The sequence below is a fragment of the Hydrotalea sp. GW822-HT8A01 genome (assembly GCF_058798575.1).
Genome location: NZ_CM179506.1, coordinates 608,940 through 624,608 on the forward strand (window position 1 = coordinate 608,940; position 15,669 = coordinate 624,608).

The following is a 15,669-nucleotide window of genomic DNA, read 5'->3' on the forward strand; positions in this document are numbered from 1 at the left end:
AGCTCCCTCTAAATGAAGGCCTTATTCCATGCTTCAGAAGTATTTAGTAACATCAAAATGAGTTCTGGCGAGGCCACAACATTTCCTACACTTTAGTTTTTTTCAATACAGGTATCCTACCTTACCCATTGCATTCATACCCAATTGATGCTTATTCATGCACAATTTTAAGAACCTGAAACGAACCTGCTATCATTTTAGGGCGTCCTTTTTCACCCGGTTGCATGGGCTCAAAATTAGCGGTAGGCATATAAATGGTATGCGTTGCTTCATCCACGCAACTGGTTCTGGCACCACGCTTAGTAGGTACATTTTCCACCACTTCATATTTGTCTTTAGATAGTTCTTTTATTACCGTCATAGTGCCCGATCCATTCGAAGTGCAGATATAATGCAAAGCAGGGTCAAACACCACGCCATCACATCCATCCCCTATTGGCAAATCAGCTACTATCTTCCCATTGTTGGCATCTACTACCATTAATCGTTTTTCACAACCGGCAAATAATCGGTTGGTGTGTACATCTATCACTAAACCAGTAGGTGATTCTCCCGGAGCAATTGGCCAATGGGCTATTACAGCCATTTTCTTAATATCAATCACCACTATTTCACTTTTATCTTCAATATTTACAAATATTTTCCCTTTACCATCGCTCACTGCAGTTTCGGGTTTGCCGCCTACTGCAATGGTGCCCACTACTTTATCTGCTGCCGGGTCTATCACCGACAAATCTTTACTTCTACCATTACAAGTAATGATTTTTTTGGAATAGCCATCATAAAAAATGGCATCCGGATTTTCACCAGTGGCAATCTGGCCAATTACTTGATTATTCGATAAATTGAATACAGTTACATTGTTACTACCGCCATTGCTGATATATCCTTTCCCCAACCCATGTACCAGTGCAATACCGTGAACGCCCTTCGTATTGGGAATAACACCCAATGAATCGCCGGTATTTTTATCGAGAATATTCACCTGTGTACCATGCGATACGTATAATTTATTCGAAGCGGCATCTACTGTTATGTAGTCCCACCAACCTGTACTGGCAATCGGAAAATGGCCGCTGAGGTGATAGCCGGATTGGGCTATACAGACTTGGGCAGTCATTATACTTACCAGGAGTAGGCAACAATAAGTGATAATTGATTTCATATTGTAATTTTTATTAAAAAAAGTTGTTTCATTGCGGTCATGAAATATGGCAACAATGAATGCGCAGTAATATAGAATAAGAATTTATGGGGTGTCCAATCAAAATTATGGGTACATTTTGTAGCAAATCTGTAGTTGTGTCTTGGACATTGTAAACGGGCTTTTCTATCTTCGAAAAAAAACCGTGTGCAGTGCCGCCGGTAAAAATATGCACATAGGTACACTGCGCATAATCTGGATGTCTTCATTAATACTACTTTCATTATTCAGAAACCTTAGTATGGTGTCAGGTGCGTTCTGTTTAAAAATAGCGGCAAATACCTCATGGCCGGGTAATAATTGTTTTTGCAATACGCGTAATAACACACTGTCAAACCACCTGAATTTTCGCTGTTGCAAAGAAATGCTGAGTTTAGGTTGCCCAAACTGCAACAGACTTTTTACAATGGCTTCCGTTTGTTGCTGTATAAAATAAAAAGCATAGCCACTGCTGCCCTTAGCCTGTCCGCCGGCAATACCTATATGAATAATGTGCCCTTCTTTTGGGGTAAAATGATAATTGGTCATAGGTATTTTCCCAAATTCCTCATGCAATACATGATATCCATTGCCAACTCCATATTTTTCCTGCAAGTAAGTATCAATGGCCGCATCGTATACTTCGTATGCTAAAAGTTGTTTGGTAAATAAAGTGTATTCTACCAATGCGGTATTTGAAGTAAATGGCAATACATACATAAATGTGGTGCCGTTGTGCTGACTTACGGTAAAATCCATAAAAGTAGCCATACTCGGATCAAAAACCGGTTGGTTGGTTTCTATTAGTTTTCCTTTAAAATGCTGCCATAAAAAATATCCTTTAAAATCATCAGGTGGCCAGTTGCCGGCATTTACAATACTGTTAAACACATACTCTCCGGTATATGTGCCATGATCAGTTACAACAGTTACGCCATTGTTTTCATTACGCAATGCCTGTACCGTTGCATATACCAATTGAACATTGTCAAATCCGGCGCTTTGCTGCAGCACATACTCGTAGAAATCAATGCCACGAATCATTTTGTATTGGTAAGGTGTAATTGAAAAATTAGTATCAACAGCAGGTGCCACAAACCGAAGCTGCTCCCATCTGTGGTGAACAATTGGCTCAAATAATCCGGGTGATGCTTCCCAGAAACACCAGGTACGGTCATTATTTTTTTTAGCATCCTTGTCAATCACCAGAATTTTTTTTTGTTGCATGGCAGGCTCTTGCAGCAAGCGCATTAATAAACTTAACCCGGCACAACCGGCACCGGTAATAATATAATCAAATTGCAGGGGCAAATATTTCTATTGATGATGTGAGGGAATCATTGTATTGTTTTGCGATTGCTGAATTTGTTCATCGCGTTTTACTTTATCCCAATATTTTTTGGCAACAATCAACATCCCAAAACTTTCGCCTTCTTCTTTCTCCAAATGTTTGTGGTGCATTTTATGCGCCCAGCGAATGGCTTTAACATACTTGTTATTGCTGCGCGTAAACCACTTAAACCGCTGGTGTATAATTACTTCATGCACCAGAAAATAAGCCAGCCCATATAAAGCAATGCCAAAACCAATGGCAGCGGCAAAATAATTGACATGCTGTAAACCCAGCATAATACACAACCAACTGGGTACGGCAAATATGAGGAAGAAGGCATCATTCTTTTCAAAAAAACCTTTCCCTTTTTGGTGGTGGTCTTCATGCAGGTACCATAAAAAACCATGCATAACATATTTATGGGTTAACCAGGTAATGCCTTCCATCACACAAAAAGTAGCAATTGTAACAAATATATAAATAGCTAACATCATAAATAAAGACTTAACACCAAAAAAAACAGGGCTTGAATAATGAACAAATGTACAGCGAAATGGTTCTTTTTATAAAAATCCATGTATTGAAAAACTGTTAATAAACCGGCACTGACAAGAAACCAGCAGAGATAATTATACACGGGTACCTTTATTGCATCCCAATGCCAAAAACCTAATTTAATGGCAGTAGGCTCCATGATTAAATCAAAGCACATGGCTAAAATGGCACCATCTATCACCATTACAATGCGTACCGACCTCCGGTCGAAAAATCCGTGCATATAGGTAAAAACCCTGAACAGGCGTTCTATCACAAATCGCATAATGGTACCACTGCAAAATACCACCACAAACCAATAGACCCCAATTAGTAATGGTACACCGGCTAATTGAATGCCCATTACTTTGCCATACACATAATCACCAAATAACCAGCCGGTATGTACACCAATCATTTCTGTTACCATTCCAATTGCAAAGCACAGGGCTGCGTACATCCAAAAAGCCTTGTTGCGTTTGCGCTGATTGGCGATTAACAAAAACAACATCAACAACAAATTGAGTGGAGTGAATGCCACAAACCAATGTTTGTAACCGGTAAACAATATACCGATAGCACCACTTACATGCACCAGCAATGCAATAAATACCGACCCATTTTCTATTTGTTTATCTGTCATCCCGGGTGCTGATTTTTTTCAAATAAGGAATGGCTAATCCACTCATAATTTTAGCGCTTTGCAAACATAAGGGTATACCTCCACCCGGGTGTACACTGCCCCCCACAAAGTATAATCCTTTGATGGTTTTACTGAAATTGGGATGCCTCAAAAAAGCAGCCCATTTGCTGTTGCTGCTGGTGCCATATAAAGCACCTTTATACGATCCGGTTATAGATTCAATTTGCACCGGATCTAATATGGCTTCTGCCTCTATCAAGGGGGCAATATCGGTATGTAACATCCGGTTTAATTTGTTAATGATGGCGGCTCGGGCCTGTTGTTGCATGACAGCCATATCTTTACGTGTTGCAGCAGGCACATTGATCATTACAAACCAGTTTTCCTTATCGGCAGGTGCCTGTATGCCGGGTTCACATTTGGCCGTAATGTTGATGTATACGGTTGGATCGGGGTACAGCTTTTTTTCATTGAATATGGCAGCAAACTCAGCGGCATAATTGTTACTGAAAAATATATTGTGCAGATCTAATTCAGGAAAACTCTTTGCAATACCCCAATAAAATATCAGAGCACTGCTACTCCGCTCCTGCCGGTCAATTTTTGCTGCTGTCTTTTCATCTTTTAATAAATAGCGATAGGTGAAATAAGTATCAACATTGCTCACTACCAGATTGGCCATGTACGGTACACCCTTGCTGTAAATACCTTTTATCCGTCCATCTTCGTGGATAATGCTTTCAACAGGGGCATTAAAATGAAACTGCACACCTTTCTTCAAAGCAAGGTGATGCAATGCATGGGTAATGGCAATCATGCCTCCTTCAGGATAAAAAGTGCCTTCATTCATTTCTAAATGTGGTATTACACTTAACATACCCGGTGCCCGGTATGGGTTACTGCCATTATAGGTAGCATATCGGTTAAATAACTGTGCCGTTTTCTCCTGCCGGAAATATTGTTTGTTCAGTTGGTGTAAACTTTTAAAAAGATGTTTGAAGCGAATTGCTGCTAAAGCAGTAATGATTTTTTTTTGAAAAAAAACAGCCGGTTGATGTAACGAATAATTTAAAAATAGCGTACCCACCTTGTTGTACAAGTTGGAAGCATCTTTTAAATAATGCGCAATATTGGCCGCAGGCTCACCAAGCATTTGCTCTGCTTCTGCGGCAAACTGGCTGATATTGGTATAAGCCACTACTTTAGTGCCATCTTCATAAAAATAACGACAGGCCACCGGCATACTACGGTATTGAAAATAGTCATGGATGGGTTCACCGGCCAATTCAAATAAAGCTTCAATATTGGCAGGTTGGGTAAACAAACTGGGGCCTGCATCAAAATGATAGCCATCCAGTTCAAAATAACTCAGCTTGCCACCGGGATAACTGTTTTTTTCAAATACCTGTACCGGATAACCTGCCACAGCCAATCGAATGGCAGCCGCTAAACCTGCTACACCTGCACCAATAATAATTACGGAGGGCTGTTGCTGCATGTAACAAATTTAAAAAGAAAATGCCGGTTGCATTTGCCACCAGGCATATACTTTTGGAAAAGCGATCTGAAACCAGGTGGTATACAACTGAGCATTGATGGTTAATTCATGCTGAATGGCACCCATAGCAGCATAACGAAAATGGTGCACTTCAGTATTGCAGGGTTCTATTGCTGCATCATAATAACCCACCAGTACATGATCAAATTCATGTTCGGTTAATCCATTTTCAAAAGGAGCACGATATACAAAATCAAATATTTTATGCAAAGGCGTGGTAAATCCCATCTCTTCACTCAATCTTCTTTCTGCGGCAACTATAATACTTTCACCGGGTCGGGGATGGCTGCAACAGGTATTGGTCCACAAACCCGCACTATGGTATTTCTGCAATGCTCTTTGCTGCAATAACAATTCTCCTTTTGTATTAAAAATAAATATACTGAACGCACGATGCAGCAAACCTTTCCGGTGGGCTTCCATTTTTTCCATCACCCCAATGACTTCATCTTTTGTATTGACCAACATTACAGATTCCATAGGAGCACTATTACATTTTTAGCATGAATGATATCGATTTGTATACAAAAACATCGCAAATTGTATACAGTTATATCGAATATTATAACAGGTTAAACTGACCGCGTATTCCGGCCTTTGCTAAAATAACCATTTTGCCATAATCGGGTATGCGAATGCGTTCCTGCATAATTCTATGTGGTGCAGTTTGCTTAATTTTTTTGAACAGGGAGAGGTAATATTTGTATGCTACATATACCCCAAAACGGGCTTTCATGGGCAGTTGCAGAATACCCTGATAGGCAGCATCAAAATCATCCTGAATATCGGCCTCAATGGCCGCTTTCTGCAAAGCACTGAAATTTTTGAAATCACATCCGGGAAAATAGATGCGGTCTAACCCTTCATAATCGGCCTTTACATCGCGCAGAAAATTTACCTTTTGAAAAGCAGCCCCTAATTTCCTGGCTGCCGGTTTCAATTGCGCATACAATGTTTTGTTTCCATCACAAAATACATGTAAGCACATTAAACCCACTACTTCGGCGCTGCCATAAATGTATTCTTCATAACCGGTACGGTCGTAACATTGCCGGGTTAAATCCATTTCCATGCTGTATAAAAAAGCATCAATTAAATCACGTTCAATATGGTATTGATGTACGGTTAACTGAAAACTGTGTAATATCGGGTTCAGACTGATCCCTCTTTCCAATGCATCATAGGTTTGCTGTTTAAATTCTGCCAGCAGGGTTGCTTTATCAAAGTCATGAAAAGTATCTACAATTTCATCGGCAAATCTTACAAATCCATAAATATTGTGAATGGGTGCCCGCAAATCTTTGTGCAGCAGGTTAATGGCACTGGAGAAAGAAGTGCTGTACTGCTGTGTAGTAATGCGGCTGCATTCCTGACTTACCGAGTGAAACAGTTTCATCATAAACAAATATTTTTTTTAATATAATAATTTTAGATTTTATCACAACAACATTTAACCAAATTTTTTTACCACTTCTTTTGCCACCACTTCGCCACTAATTAAACTGGGTGGCACACCGGGCCCGGGCACGGTTAATTGCCCGGTGAAAAATAAATTCGCTACTTTTTTGCTATGACACGATGGTTTTAAAACAGCTGTTTGGAACAAAGTGTTCGCTAAACCATAGGCATTCCCTTTAAAAGCATGGTATTGTTCAACAAAATCCGATTGTGCAAATGTTTCTTTAAACAAAATGGCATCTTTTAAAGACTGGCAATAGTGTTTTTCCATTCTTTCTATTACCTTATTAAAATACATTTCCCTTAACGATGAACTATCGCCTTCCAGACCCGTTGCAACGGGTATCAGTATAAACAAATTTTCATATCCTTCCGGCGCTACAGTATTATCCGTAACAGATGGTGCGCATACATAAAACAAAGGATCTTCCGGCCATGTTTTGGTGCTGTATATTTCACGACCATGCCCTTCAAAAGAAGTGTCAAAAAACAAAGTGTGGTGTGTTATCCCTTTTAATTTTTTATTGAGCCCAACATAATACAACAAGGCACTGGGTGCCATTACGCGTTTCTCCCAATATTCCGGCGTATAAGAGCGATAGGCATTGGGTAATAATTGTGTTTCTACATGATGATAATCGGCCCCTGCTATTACCACATCGGCTTCAAAGGTTCCGGCATCTGTAATAACGCGGCGTGCTATGCCGTTTTCAATGACTATCTCTTTTACTTCAGCGTTAAAATGAAACTGCACGCCCATTGATTCGGCCAACTGATGCATGGCCTGCACAATGCAATACATGCCACCCTGCTGTGGATACCACGTGCCACCTATTACGTCGGCATAATTCATTAAACTGTACAAGGCCGGTGTATTTTCAGGAAGTGCTCCCAGAAACAATACCGGAAATTCCATGAGTTCCCGTATTTTGGGATGTTTAAAATAACGGCCAACATGTTGTTTCATATTGGTAAACACATCTAATTTAAACAGCCCTGATATCAAATCTTTATCTAAAAACTCGCCCAACGAGCGGCCGGGTTTATGTACTAATTTTTGAATACCCACTTTGTATTTATAAGCAGCTTCCTCTAAAAAAACCTCCAAATGTGACGCACTGCCGGGCTCTAAACTTTCCAGCAATGCCTGAAAAGCCGGATAGCTGGCAGGAATATCCATCGGGCCATCTTTCCAAACTACCCGGTACGAGGGGTCTAATCGTTCTAAGTAATAGTAATCGCTTACCTTTTTACCAAACTGAGCAAAATACCGCTCAAACACATCGGGCATCCAATACCAACTGGGGCCCATATCAAACACAAACCCTTCGCAGTGCATTTGCCGCGCCCTGCCACCCGGACCACTGTGCTTTTCCAATAAGGTTACTTCCCAACCGGAACGCGCCATAAAACTGGCGGCCGACATGCCTGCAAAGCCGGCTCCTATAACAAGTGCTTTTTTCTTCATGAGAGGATACTAAGATAACACCGAATAATGCCTTTCAATTTGCTCTTTCAATAATTTACGGGCAAAATGTATTCTGCTTTTAATGGTACCCAGCGGTTCATGCAATATATCAGCTATTTCGTGGTATTTAAATCCATCATAATACAACATAAAGGGATTGCGAAAGATTTCGGGCAAGTGATGAATAGCGGCCTGTACTTCTTTCATATTGATTTTGGAAAGTGCATCATTGCTCACTGCACCCTGATTGATGTTCAATAAAAATTCATTGGGCGTGCTATCGAATATGGTTTGCTGCTTGGCTTTTCTCCGGTAATTATTGATGAAAATATTGCGCATAATGGTATACAACCAGGCTTTAATGTTGGTGCCAACATTGTATTTATCCTGATTAGCCAACGCACGGTACAGGGTTTCCTGAAACAGGTCTTTGGCCTGCTCATTGTCTTTGGTTAACGTAATGGCAAAGGGTTTTAAAAACTCTGCGTTATTAACCAGCATTTGATTGAATTCTACTATTGACATAACCTGATTGTTTAAATTATGATGTTGTAAAGTTAAACAAATATTTTTCGTACTGCCAAATATTTTGTTTAATATTTTTTGTAAAAGATAAAACAAAACAGTGCACCATTCCAGTAGGTTTTTTAAGTATAACAGAATGAGCGGGTTATACACTGTATTTACCCATTTTAAACACGGCTGCACCATTTGAAGGTTTTGTTAAATCAACATGATGCCGGTTTTTGGATGGCCGGCTACCCTGCAAACACAGTGTACCCAATGTTTTCGGTTATAGATACGTGCTGCATATCTGTTTGGATGGGTATGCGCTTCAATAAGAGCCAATGAACCCATACCGTTTGCCGGTGCAGCAGCATTATAATAGATGCATTGTTTAGGCTGTTGCAGGCAATAAAAAAGCCACTACAACGGTAATGGCCTTCAGTGCTATAGGAAACAGGATTACTCAGTTTTTCCAATGGTAGCAATGTATTCCATTACTTCTGTCAGCGATTTTTTAAGACATATATTGTCAGGTACTTTCTTCTTATACTGCTGCACCAATTGTCCGGATATTATTACCGGTATTTGAGGCATTTCCTTATGAATATGATGCAGCATTTTCTCAAGATTGAAATGATGGGTAACAGAAGTTAAATGCGTATACATTAAATTGGGTTGCTTTACCTGAACTACATAAGCCATATCTTTAATGGGCACATTGGCTCCTAAATAATAAATTTTAACACCTCTACTTTTCATTAAATAATACATGAACAATAAACCCAGCTCATGATGTTCACCTTCAGGTAAAAACAATAAGGCAGTTTTATTGAGCTGTAAATGGCTGTGTGTGCTTTCAATGCCTACTATTAATTTTTGCCGGATAACATTGGTTACCAAATGTTCCTGCGCCGGATTAATGTGATTGGTTAACCAAAGAATACCAATCCGTTCCAAAAAAGGAAAAATAATCTGGGTAATGGATTTTTCAATACCCTTGGTCATGATGTAATTATCTAATACTGCCTCAAATTCTTCTAAATTCAGATAAATCATGTGACCAATGAGTTCATTCACTATCCGTTCCTGCTGTGCCTGAATATGTGCCAGCGACAATATTTTGTCGTTGATTTCAGCGGGATTCATACGGTCAATATGCGATATTTTAAAACCGTACTTATTTAACAAAGCAATGTTTAGCAAAGTGCGCAGTTCCTCATTGCTGTACAATCGTATATTGGTTTCAGTGCGCTGTGGCTTTAAAAAATTATAGCGCTGCTCCCAAATACGGATAGTATGCGCTTTAATACCCGACAGGTTCTCTAAATCTTTTATAGTAAACGCATTCATAGTATGTACAACAAGGCCGAAAAAAAATTGTTTACTTTTTCAAATATAAATATTCAACAGTATTCCGGCCGGGATTTTCTTTTACCGGGCAGAACGGGCCACTTGCAATAAATAGGCGCCATACCCGCTCTTAGCATATTGGGCTGCCAGGGCTACCAGCTGAGCTTCTGTAATAAAGCCCATCCGAAAGGCTACTTCTTCTATACAGCCAATTTTTTTACTTTGTCTTTTTTCAATTACCCGAACAAACTCACAGGCATCGCTATACGAATCAAAAGTGCCGGTATCTAACCAGGCAGTACCTCTGTTCATAATGCCTACCTGTAATTTACCTTTTTCCAAATACACCCGGTTTACATCGGTAATTTCATATTCACCACGGGGCGAAGGAGCAATGTTTTTGGCAATGTGTACTACTTCATTATCATAAAAATATAAGCCGGGGACGGCGTAATTAGACTTGGGATGTTGTGGCTTTTCCTCTATCGATAAGGCCTTTTGCTGCGCATCAAAGGCCACTACACCATACCTTTCCGGATCCTGCACCTCATAAGCAAATACTGCGGCACCTTCCACATCATTGAATGATTGCAGCAGCTTGCTAAATCCCGATCCGTAAAAAATGTTATCACCCAATACTAATGCTACTTTATCCTGCCCAATAAAATCGGCACCTATTACAAACGCCTGTGCCAACCCGTTGGGCACTTCCTGCACGGCATACGAAAAAGCACAGCCAATTTCTTTACCATCGCCGAGTAAACGCTGGAACTGCGGACTGTCTTCCGGCGTAGTAATAATTAAAATTTCGCGAATACCAGCCAGCATTAAAACAGAAAGCGGATAATAAATCATGGGCTTATCATACACCGGCATCAGTTGTTTGCTAATGCCTTTGGTAATGGGGTACAAACGGGTACCGCTGCCGCCTGCCAAAACAATACCTTTCATATTGTAACAATTTTATTGTAAAGAATGGTTCCGGTTTTAGAGTATGGTAACTGCATTTTGGTTGCTGCCATCTGTTTAAACGACCGAAACAACAATCCGGCGTTTGCAACTATTCCTTTGCTCAAAATCCACAAGTAGCTATCGCATCCTCCCACATAGGCAAAATCCTGTCTTTTTCTGAAATAATCAATGCGTCAGCAGGTATCTGCCAGTCAATCTGCAATTGCACATCATTGTATCGAATGCCCCCTTCTGCCGCTTTGTTGTAATAATTATCACATTTATAAAAAAATACCGCCCGTTCACTCAATACTACAAATCCATGGGCAAAGCCACGGGGCACAAACAACTGCAAATGATTATCGGCCGATAACTCCACGGCAAAATACTGCCCAAAGCTGGGTGAATCTTTGCGCAGGTCTACCGCTACATCCAGTACAGAACCTTCCAATACCCGCACCAATTTGGCCTGTGCCTGCGCCCCTTTCTGAAAATGCAGCCCCCGCAAAACACCTTTTAAGGAGGCCGACTGATTGTCTTGCACAAAGCAAATATTTAAACCGGTTTGTTTAAAAAAAGTTTGCTGATTAAAACTTTCAAAAAAATAACCCCGCTCATCTTTAAACACAGTGTTTTCTATCAAATAGCAATCCCGCAAAGGGGTAGGCGTTGTCTTCATACATCCATGTTTTAATGTTGGTGTCGTTTAGTGTACATGGTTTCATAATACTGCTGATAAGCACCACTGGTTACCTGTTGTAACCATTCGCCATTGTTCAGGTACCAGTCAATGGTTTCATTCAGTCCTTCCTCAAAAGTTACGGTAGGCTTCCAGCCTAGTTCTTTGTTGATTTTAGTAGCGTCGATAGCATACCGCCTATCGTGCCCGGGGCGGTCTTTGATATGTGTAATCAGTTGTTCACTTTCACCAGGGGCACGTTGCAGCTTTTCATCCATCAGGCTACAAAGTAGTTTTACCAAATCAATATTCTTCCATTCATTAAATCCGCCAATGGTATAGGTATCATTGATTTTTCCTTTATGGAATAACAAGTCAATAGCGAGTGCATGGTCTTTTACATACAACCAGTCGCGGGTATACAAACCATCGCCATAAACGGGAAGGGGTTTGCGTTGAATAATGTTATGAATGAATAATGGAATCAGTTTTTCCGGGAAATGATATGGCCCATAGTTGTTAGAGCAATTGGAAATAATGGTATTTAAACCATAGGTTTCGGCATAGGCCCTTACAAAATGATCGGAAGCGGCTTTACTGGCCGAATACGGCGAATTGGGATGATAAGGCGTAGTTTCAGAGAACAACCCGGTTTCGCCCAGCGCACCAAATACCTCATCGGTTGAAACATGGTAAAACAAATGATTATCCCAATGAGCCACCCAGTGCTTTTTAGCCGTATTCAATAAATTAACCGTACCCACTACATTGGTGTACACAAAATCCATGGGTGAAAGAATAGAGCGGTCTACATGCGATTCAGCCGCCAGATGTATCACATCGGTAATGCCCCATTGTGTGAACAATGCCTCTAAAGCAGCCGCATCGAGTATATCTACTTTTTCAAACTGATAATTGGCGTAGTGTTCTATATCTTTCAGATTGGCTAAATTACCGGCATACGTCAACGCATCGGCGTTAATGATGCGGTACTCCGGATATTTGGTCACAAATAAGCGCACCACATGCGAGCCGATAAAGCCTGCCCCTCCGGTAATCATAATATTTTTAGTGTACATGCTATTGTAATCCTTTCGTGAAATAATACAGTTTTAAAATACAACTATGCTTCCCATGGCTCGTCTTTCACCAAGGCATACACCATTTTAATCCCTTCTTCCAATGAAATATGTGCCTTCCAGCCCAGACGGTTCAGTTTGGATACATCCATCAGTTTCCTTGGCGTACCATCGGGTTTCGAGGTATCGAACCGAATGCTGCCTTTGTAACCGGTGATGTGTTGAATATGATGGGCCAATTCGGCAATGGTAATATCTTTTCCCCAGCCTACATTCACCAAACCCGGTTCATTATAGTGCTGCATTAAAAACAAACAGGCATCGGCCAGATCATCTACATGCAAAAACTCTCTTTTGGGGGTTCCGGTTCCCCACAATACCACTTCTGCCTGCTGTTTCCGGGTAGCGGTAATGAATTTGCGTAATAATGCCGGCAGAACATGCGAGGTATTTAAATCATAATTATCATTAGGACCGTATAAATTGGTGGGCATGGCTGAAATAAAGTTGCAGCCATATTGCGCCCGGTATGCATCGCACATTTCTATTCCTGCAATTTTTGCAATGGCATAAGGCTGATTGGTTGGCTCTAAATACCCCGATAATAAATATTCCTCCTTCAAAGGCTGTGGTGCCATTTTGGGATAAATGCAGGAAGAACCCAGAAACAACAACTTGGTTACCCCATGTAAATAAGCCGCATGAATAATATTGGCTTCTATCATCAAATTCTCATACACAAATTGGGCGCGGTAGGTATTGTTGGCTACAATGCCGCCTACTTTTGCGGCAGCCAGAAAAACATATTCCGGCTTTTCCTGCGCAAAAAAATTAAATACCGCCTGCTGATTTCGCAAATCCAGTTCCCTTGAGGTACGGGTAATGATGTTGATGTACCCGCCCGCCTGTAATGCCCGAACAATGGCACTACCTACCATTCCACGATGACCTACCACATAAATTTTTGATGTACTATGCATATTATAATTGCATTCGTTTTGGATAAATATGTTTCGTTTCGGTGATTTGTTTAGCAAGATATCATCCGCTATTTTCTGTATTCTCTATCTAATATACCAAATCCCAACACGCCAAAGACCAACAACTAAAGACCAACTTGCCAAAATATAACCACAAAGAGTGCTGAGTGTTACGCAAAGGGCACAGAGTGGGTGGTAAATCTCAGCATCATCCACAAATCAGTCCATCATTCGTACAGGCCATGAACGCCTTGCAACCAGCCAAAGACCAACACCCAACTCCCTATTCAAATTCATTATTCACCCTAAAACCCTGTTCCTTTAAAAACTGTTCACGTTTAAACAATGCTACATCGGCTGCTACCATTTCAGTTACCATTTCTGCCAATGTATAGGTGGGGGTCCATCCTAATTTTTCTTTTGCTTTAGTAGCATCGCCAATCAGCAAGTCTACCTCCGTTGGCCGGTAATACCGGGCATCTACTTTCACCACCACCTTCCCTTCCGGTACTGCATAACCACCATGGTTTTCAGTAACATACCCTTCCTCTGCCACTCCGGTACCTCTAAACCCAATGTGAATGCCCAGTTCGGCAAATGCCATCTGCACAAAATCGCGGATAGGGGTTGTTATGCCGGTAGCCAGCACAAAATCGTCCGGTTTTTCCTGTTGCAAAATGCGCCACATGCCTTCTACATAATCCTTCGCATGGCCCCAGTCGCGCCGCGCTTCTAAGTTTCCCAGAAACAAGGTATCCTGCAAGCCCAATGCAATCTTCGCCACTGCACGGGTTATCTTCCGGGTTACAAAGGTTTCACCACGCAAGGGTGACTCATGGTTGAATAATATTCCATTGCAGGCAAACATATTGTAGGCTTCCCGGTAGTTTACCGTTATCCAGTAGGCATACAATTTTGCCACTGCATAAGGCGAACGGGGATAGAAGGGGGTGGTTTCACTTTGCGGAACCGCCTGCACTAATCCATACAATTCAGAGGTGGAAGCCTGGTATATTTTTGTCTTTTGTATCAATCCCAATAACCGAACGGCTTCCAGTATCCGCAAAGTACCCAGTCCATCAGCATTGGCCGTATATTCCGGCGTTTCAAAACTCACATGCACATGGCTCATGGCTGCCAGATTATATATCTCATCCGGCTGCACTTCCTGAATAATGCGGATTAAATTGGTGCTATCGGTTAAATCACCATAATGCAATATCAAATGCCGGTGCGGTACATGCGGGTCTTCATAAAACCGATCAATCCGCCCGGTATTGAACAGCGAGCTGCGCCGCTTAATACCATGCACTTTATATCCTTTCTTCAATAAAAATTCGGCCAGGTAGGCCCCATCCTGTCCGGTAATACCCGTAATCAATGCTTTTTTCATATCCGGATGCTTCAATAGTTTGAATAATGTGTACCATCTGCCGCAATTTCCTGCTGCCCGCTAACGGGCGCAAAAATAAGGGGTTTTACAGGCAAAGCAGCACTTCACCTGATGGTTTTAATGAATATTTGGAACAAATGGGCATCATCTGTTGCAACCTGCAACCGTAACACCGATGTTCAACAATAAAAAATGGGAAATTTGGCCCGATACCGCCAACACGAATGTACGGTATGGAAAAAGTGATTCCAATTTTTTTTTGGGGGGGAAGTGAAGCTGAAAAATAGGAAATAAGGAGGATGAACTTTCTATGTATAGCCCTTTCCTGTTGCATGGAAGCATTAAGTATATATTCAGAGAATCTGTTATGGAGTAAACTGAAAACGGACTATGCTTCTCTATTTCCCAATTTGATTGACCGAAGGCGTTTCAACCGAAGGCGGTTAACGCCCTTTATTGTTCAGGTTCAGGAACACATTTCTGCCAAGCTTGAAAACCTGAGTGAATTAATGGTGATTGACAGGAGGAGATAATGCGGGGAATAGAAATGTTG

General features: G+C 41.1%; 15 protein-coding genes and 1 pseudogene. 1 reads left to right on the forward strand and 15 read right to left on the reverse strand.

The window, feature by feature from the left end; translation table 11 throughout:
• Positions 1–151 precede the first annotated feature (151 nt).
• The 15 genes from AC3QLY_RS02690 to gmd form a co-directional block, all read right to left on the reverse strand.
• On the reverse strand, positions 152–1,165 hold the full coding sequence (locus tag AC3QLY_RS02690; protein ID WP_492990521.1) for a YncE family protein: 1,014 nt from the start codon (positions 1,163–1,165) through the stop codon (positions 152–154).
• A 165-nt stretch (positions 1,166–1,330) separates the two neighbouring features.
• Positions 1,331–2,494, reverse strand: a complete 1,164-nt coding sequence (locus tag AC3QLY_RS02695) for a lycopene cyclase family protein (RefSeq protein WP_081298665.1) — start codon at positions 2,492–2,494, stop codon at positions 1,331–1,333.
• Between the two features lie 6 nt (positions 2,495–2,500).
• On the reverse strand, positions 2,501–3,010 hold the full coding sequence (locus AC3QLY_RS02700; RefSeq protein ID WP_074418300.1) for a sterol desaturase family protein: 510 nt from the start codon (positions 3,008–3,010) through the stop codon (positions 2,501–2,503).
• Complete coding sequence (locus AC3QLY_RS02705; RefSeq protein WP_074418301.1) at positions 3,007–3,693, reverse strand: carotenoid biosynthesis protein; 687 nt, start codon at positions 3,691–3,693, stop codon at positions 3,007–3,009. Before AC3QLY_RS02705 ends, AC3QLY_RS02700 begins: the two co-directional genes overlap by 4 nt.
• Positions 3,683–5,191, reverse strand: a complete 1,509-nt coding sequence (gene crtD, locus AC3QLY_RS02710) for a 1-hydroxycarotenoid 3,4-desaturase CrtD (RefSeq protein WP_074419370.1) — start codon at positions 5,189–5,191, stop codon at positions 3,683–3,685. The genes AC3QLY_RS02705 and crtD overlap by 11 nt, the downstream gene beginning before the upstream one ends.
• A 9-nt stretch (positions 5,192–5,200) precedes the next feature.
• Positions 5,201–5,731, reverse strand: coding sequence for an isopentenyl-diphosphate Delta-isomerase (gene idi / locus AC3QLY_RS02715; RefSeq protein ID WP_074418303.1), 531 nt, complete (start codon positions 5,729–5,731; stop codon positions 5,201–5,203).
• Between the two features lie 82 nt (positions 5,732–5,813).
• A complete protein-coding gene (locus AC3QLY_RS02720) occupies positions 5,814–6,650 on the reverse strand; it encodes a phytoene/squalene synthase family protein (RefSeq protein ID WP_074418304.1) in 837 nt (278 codons plus the stop codon).
• 51 nt (positions 6,651–6,701) lie between these two features.
• Complete coding sequence (gene crtID / locus AC3QLY_RS02725) at positions 6,702–8,177, reverse strand: bifunctional phytoene desaturase/3,4-desaturase (protein WP_074419371.1); 1,476 nt, start codon at positions 8,175–8,177, stop codon at positions 6,702–6,704.
• A gap of 9 nt (positions 8,178–8,186) precedes the next feature.
• Positions 8,187–8,702 (reverse strand): RNA polymerase sigma factor, encoded by a 516-nt coding sequence (locus tag AC3QLY_RS02730; RefSeq protein ID WP_492990526.1) that lies wholly within the window; start codon positions 8,700–8,702, stop codon positions 8,187–8,189.
• Between the two features lie 441 nt (positions 8,703–9,143).
• Positions 9,144–10,034 carry a MerR family transcriptional regulator gene (locus AC3QLY_RS02735; protein ID WP_074419372.1) on the reverse strand — a complete coding sequence of 297 codons (891 nt, stop codon included), beginning with the start codon at positions 10,032–10,034 and terminating at the stop codon, positions 9,144–9,146.
• Between the two features lie 81 nt (positions 10,035–10,115).
• Entirely contained in the window at positions 10,116–10,985 is an 870-nt protein-coding gene (gene rfbA / locus AC3QLY_RS02740) for a glucose-1-phosphate thymidylyltransferase RfbA (RefSeq protein WP_074418308.1), read from the reverse strand.
• Positions 10,986–11,106: 121 nt separating this feature from the next.
• Positions 11,107–11,664 (reverse strand): dTDP-4-dehydrorhamnose 3,5-epimerase, encoded by a 558-nt coding sequence (gene rfbC, locus AC3QLY_RS02745; protein ID WP_074418309.1) that lies wholly within the window; start codon positions 11,662–11,664, stop codon positions 11,107–11,109.
• A gap of 11 nt (positions 11,665–11,675) precedes the next feature.
• A complete protein-coding gene (gene rfbB / locus AC3QLY_RS02750) occupies positions 11,676–12,743 on the reverse strand; it encodes a dTDP-glucose 4,6-dehydratase (protein ID WP_074418310.1) in 1,068 nt (355 codons plus the stop codon).
• Between the two features lie 44 nt (positions 12,744–12,787).
• Positions 12,788–13,723 (reverse strand): GDP-L-fucose synthase family protein, encoded by a 936-nt coding sequence (locus AC3QLY_RS02755; protein ID WP_218331293.1) that lies wholly within the window; start codon positions 13,721–13,723, stop codon positions 12,788–12,790.
• A 283-nt stretch (positions 13,724–14,006) separates the two neighbouring features.
• A complete protein-coding gene (gmd, locus tag AC3QLY_RS02760; protein WP_492990530.1) occupies positions 14,007–15,116 on the reverse strand; it encodes a GDP-mannose 4,6-dehydratase in 1,110 nt (369 codons plus the stop codon).
• Positions 15,117–15,412: 296 nt separating this feature from the next.
• Between gmd and AC3QLY_RS02765 the strand changes: the two are divergent.
• A pseudogene (locus AC3QLY_RS02765) lies at positions 15,413–15,637 on the forward strand (IS982 family transposase); the annotation flags it as partial.
• Between the last annotated feature and the right edge of the window lie 32 nt (positions 15,638–15,669).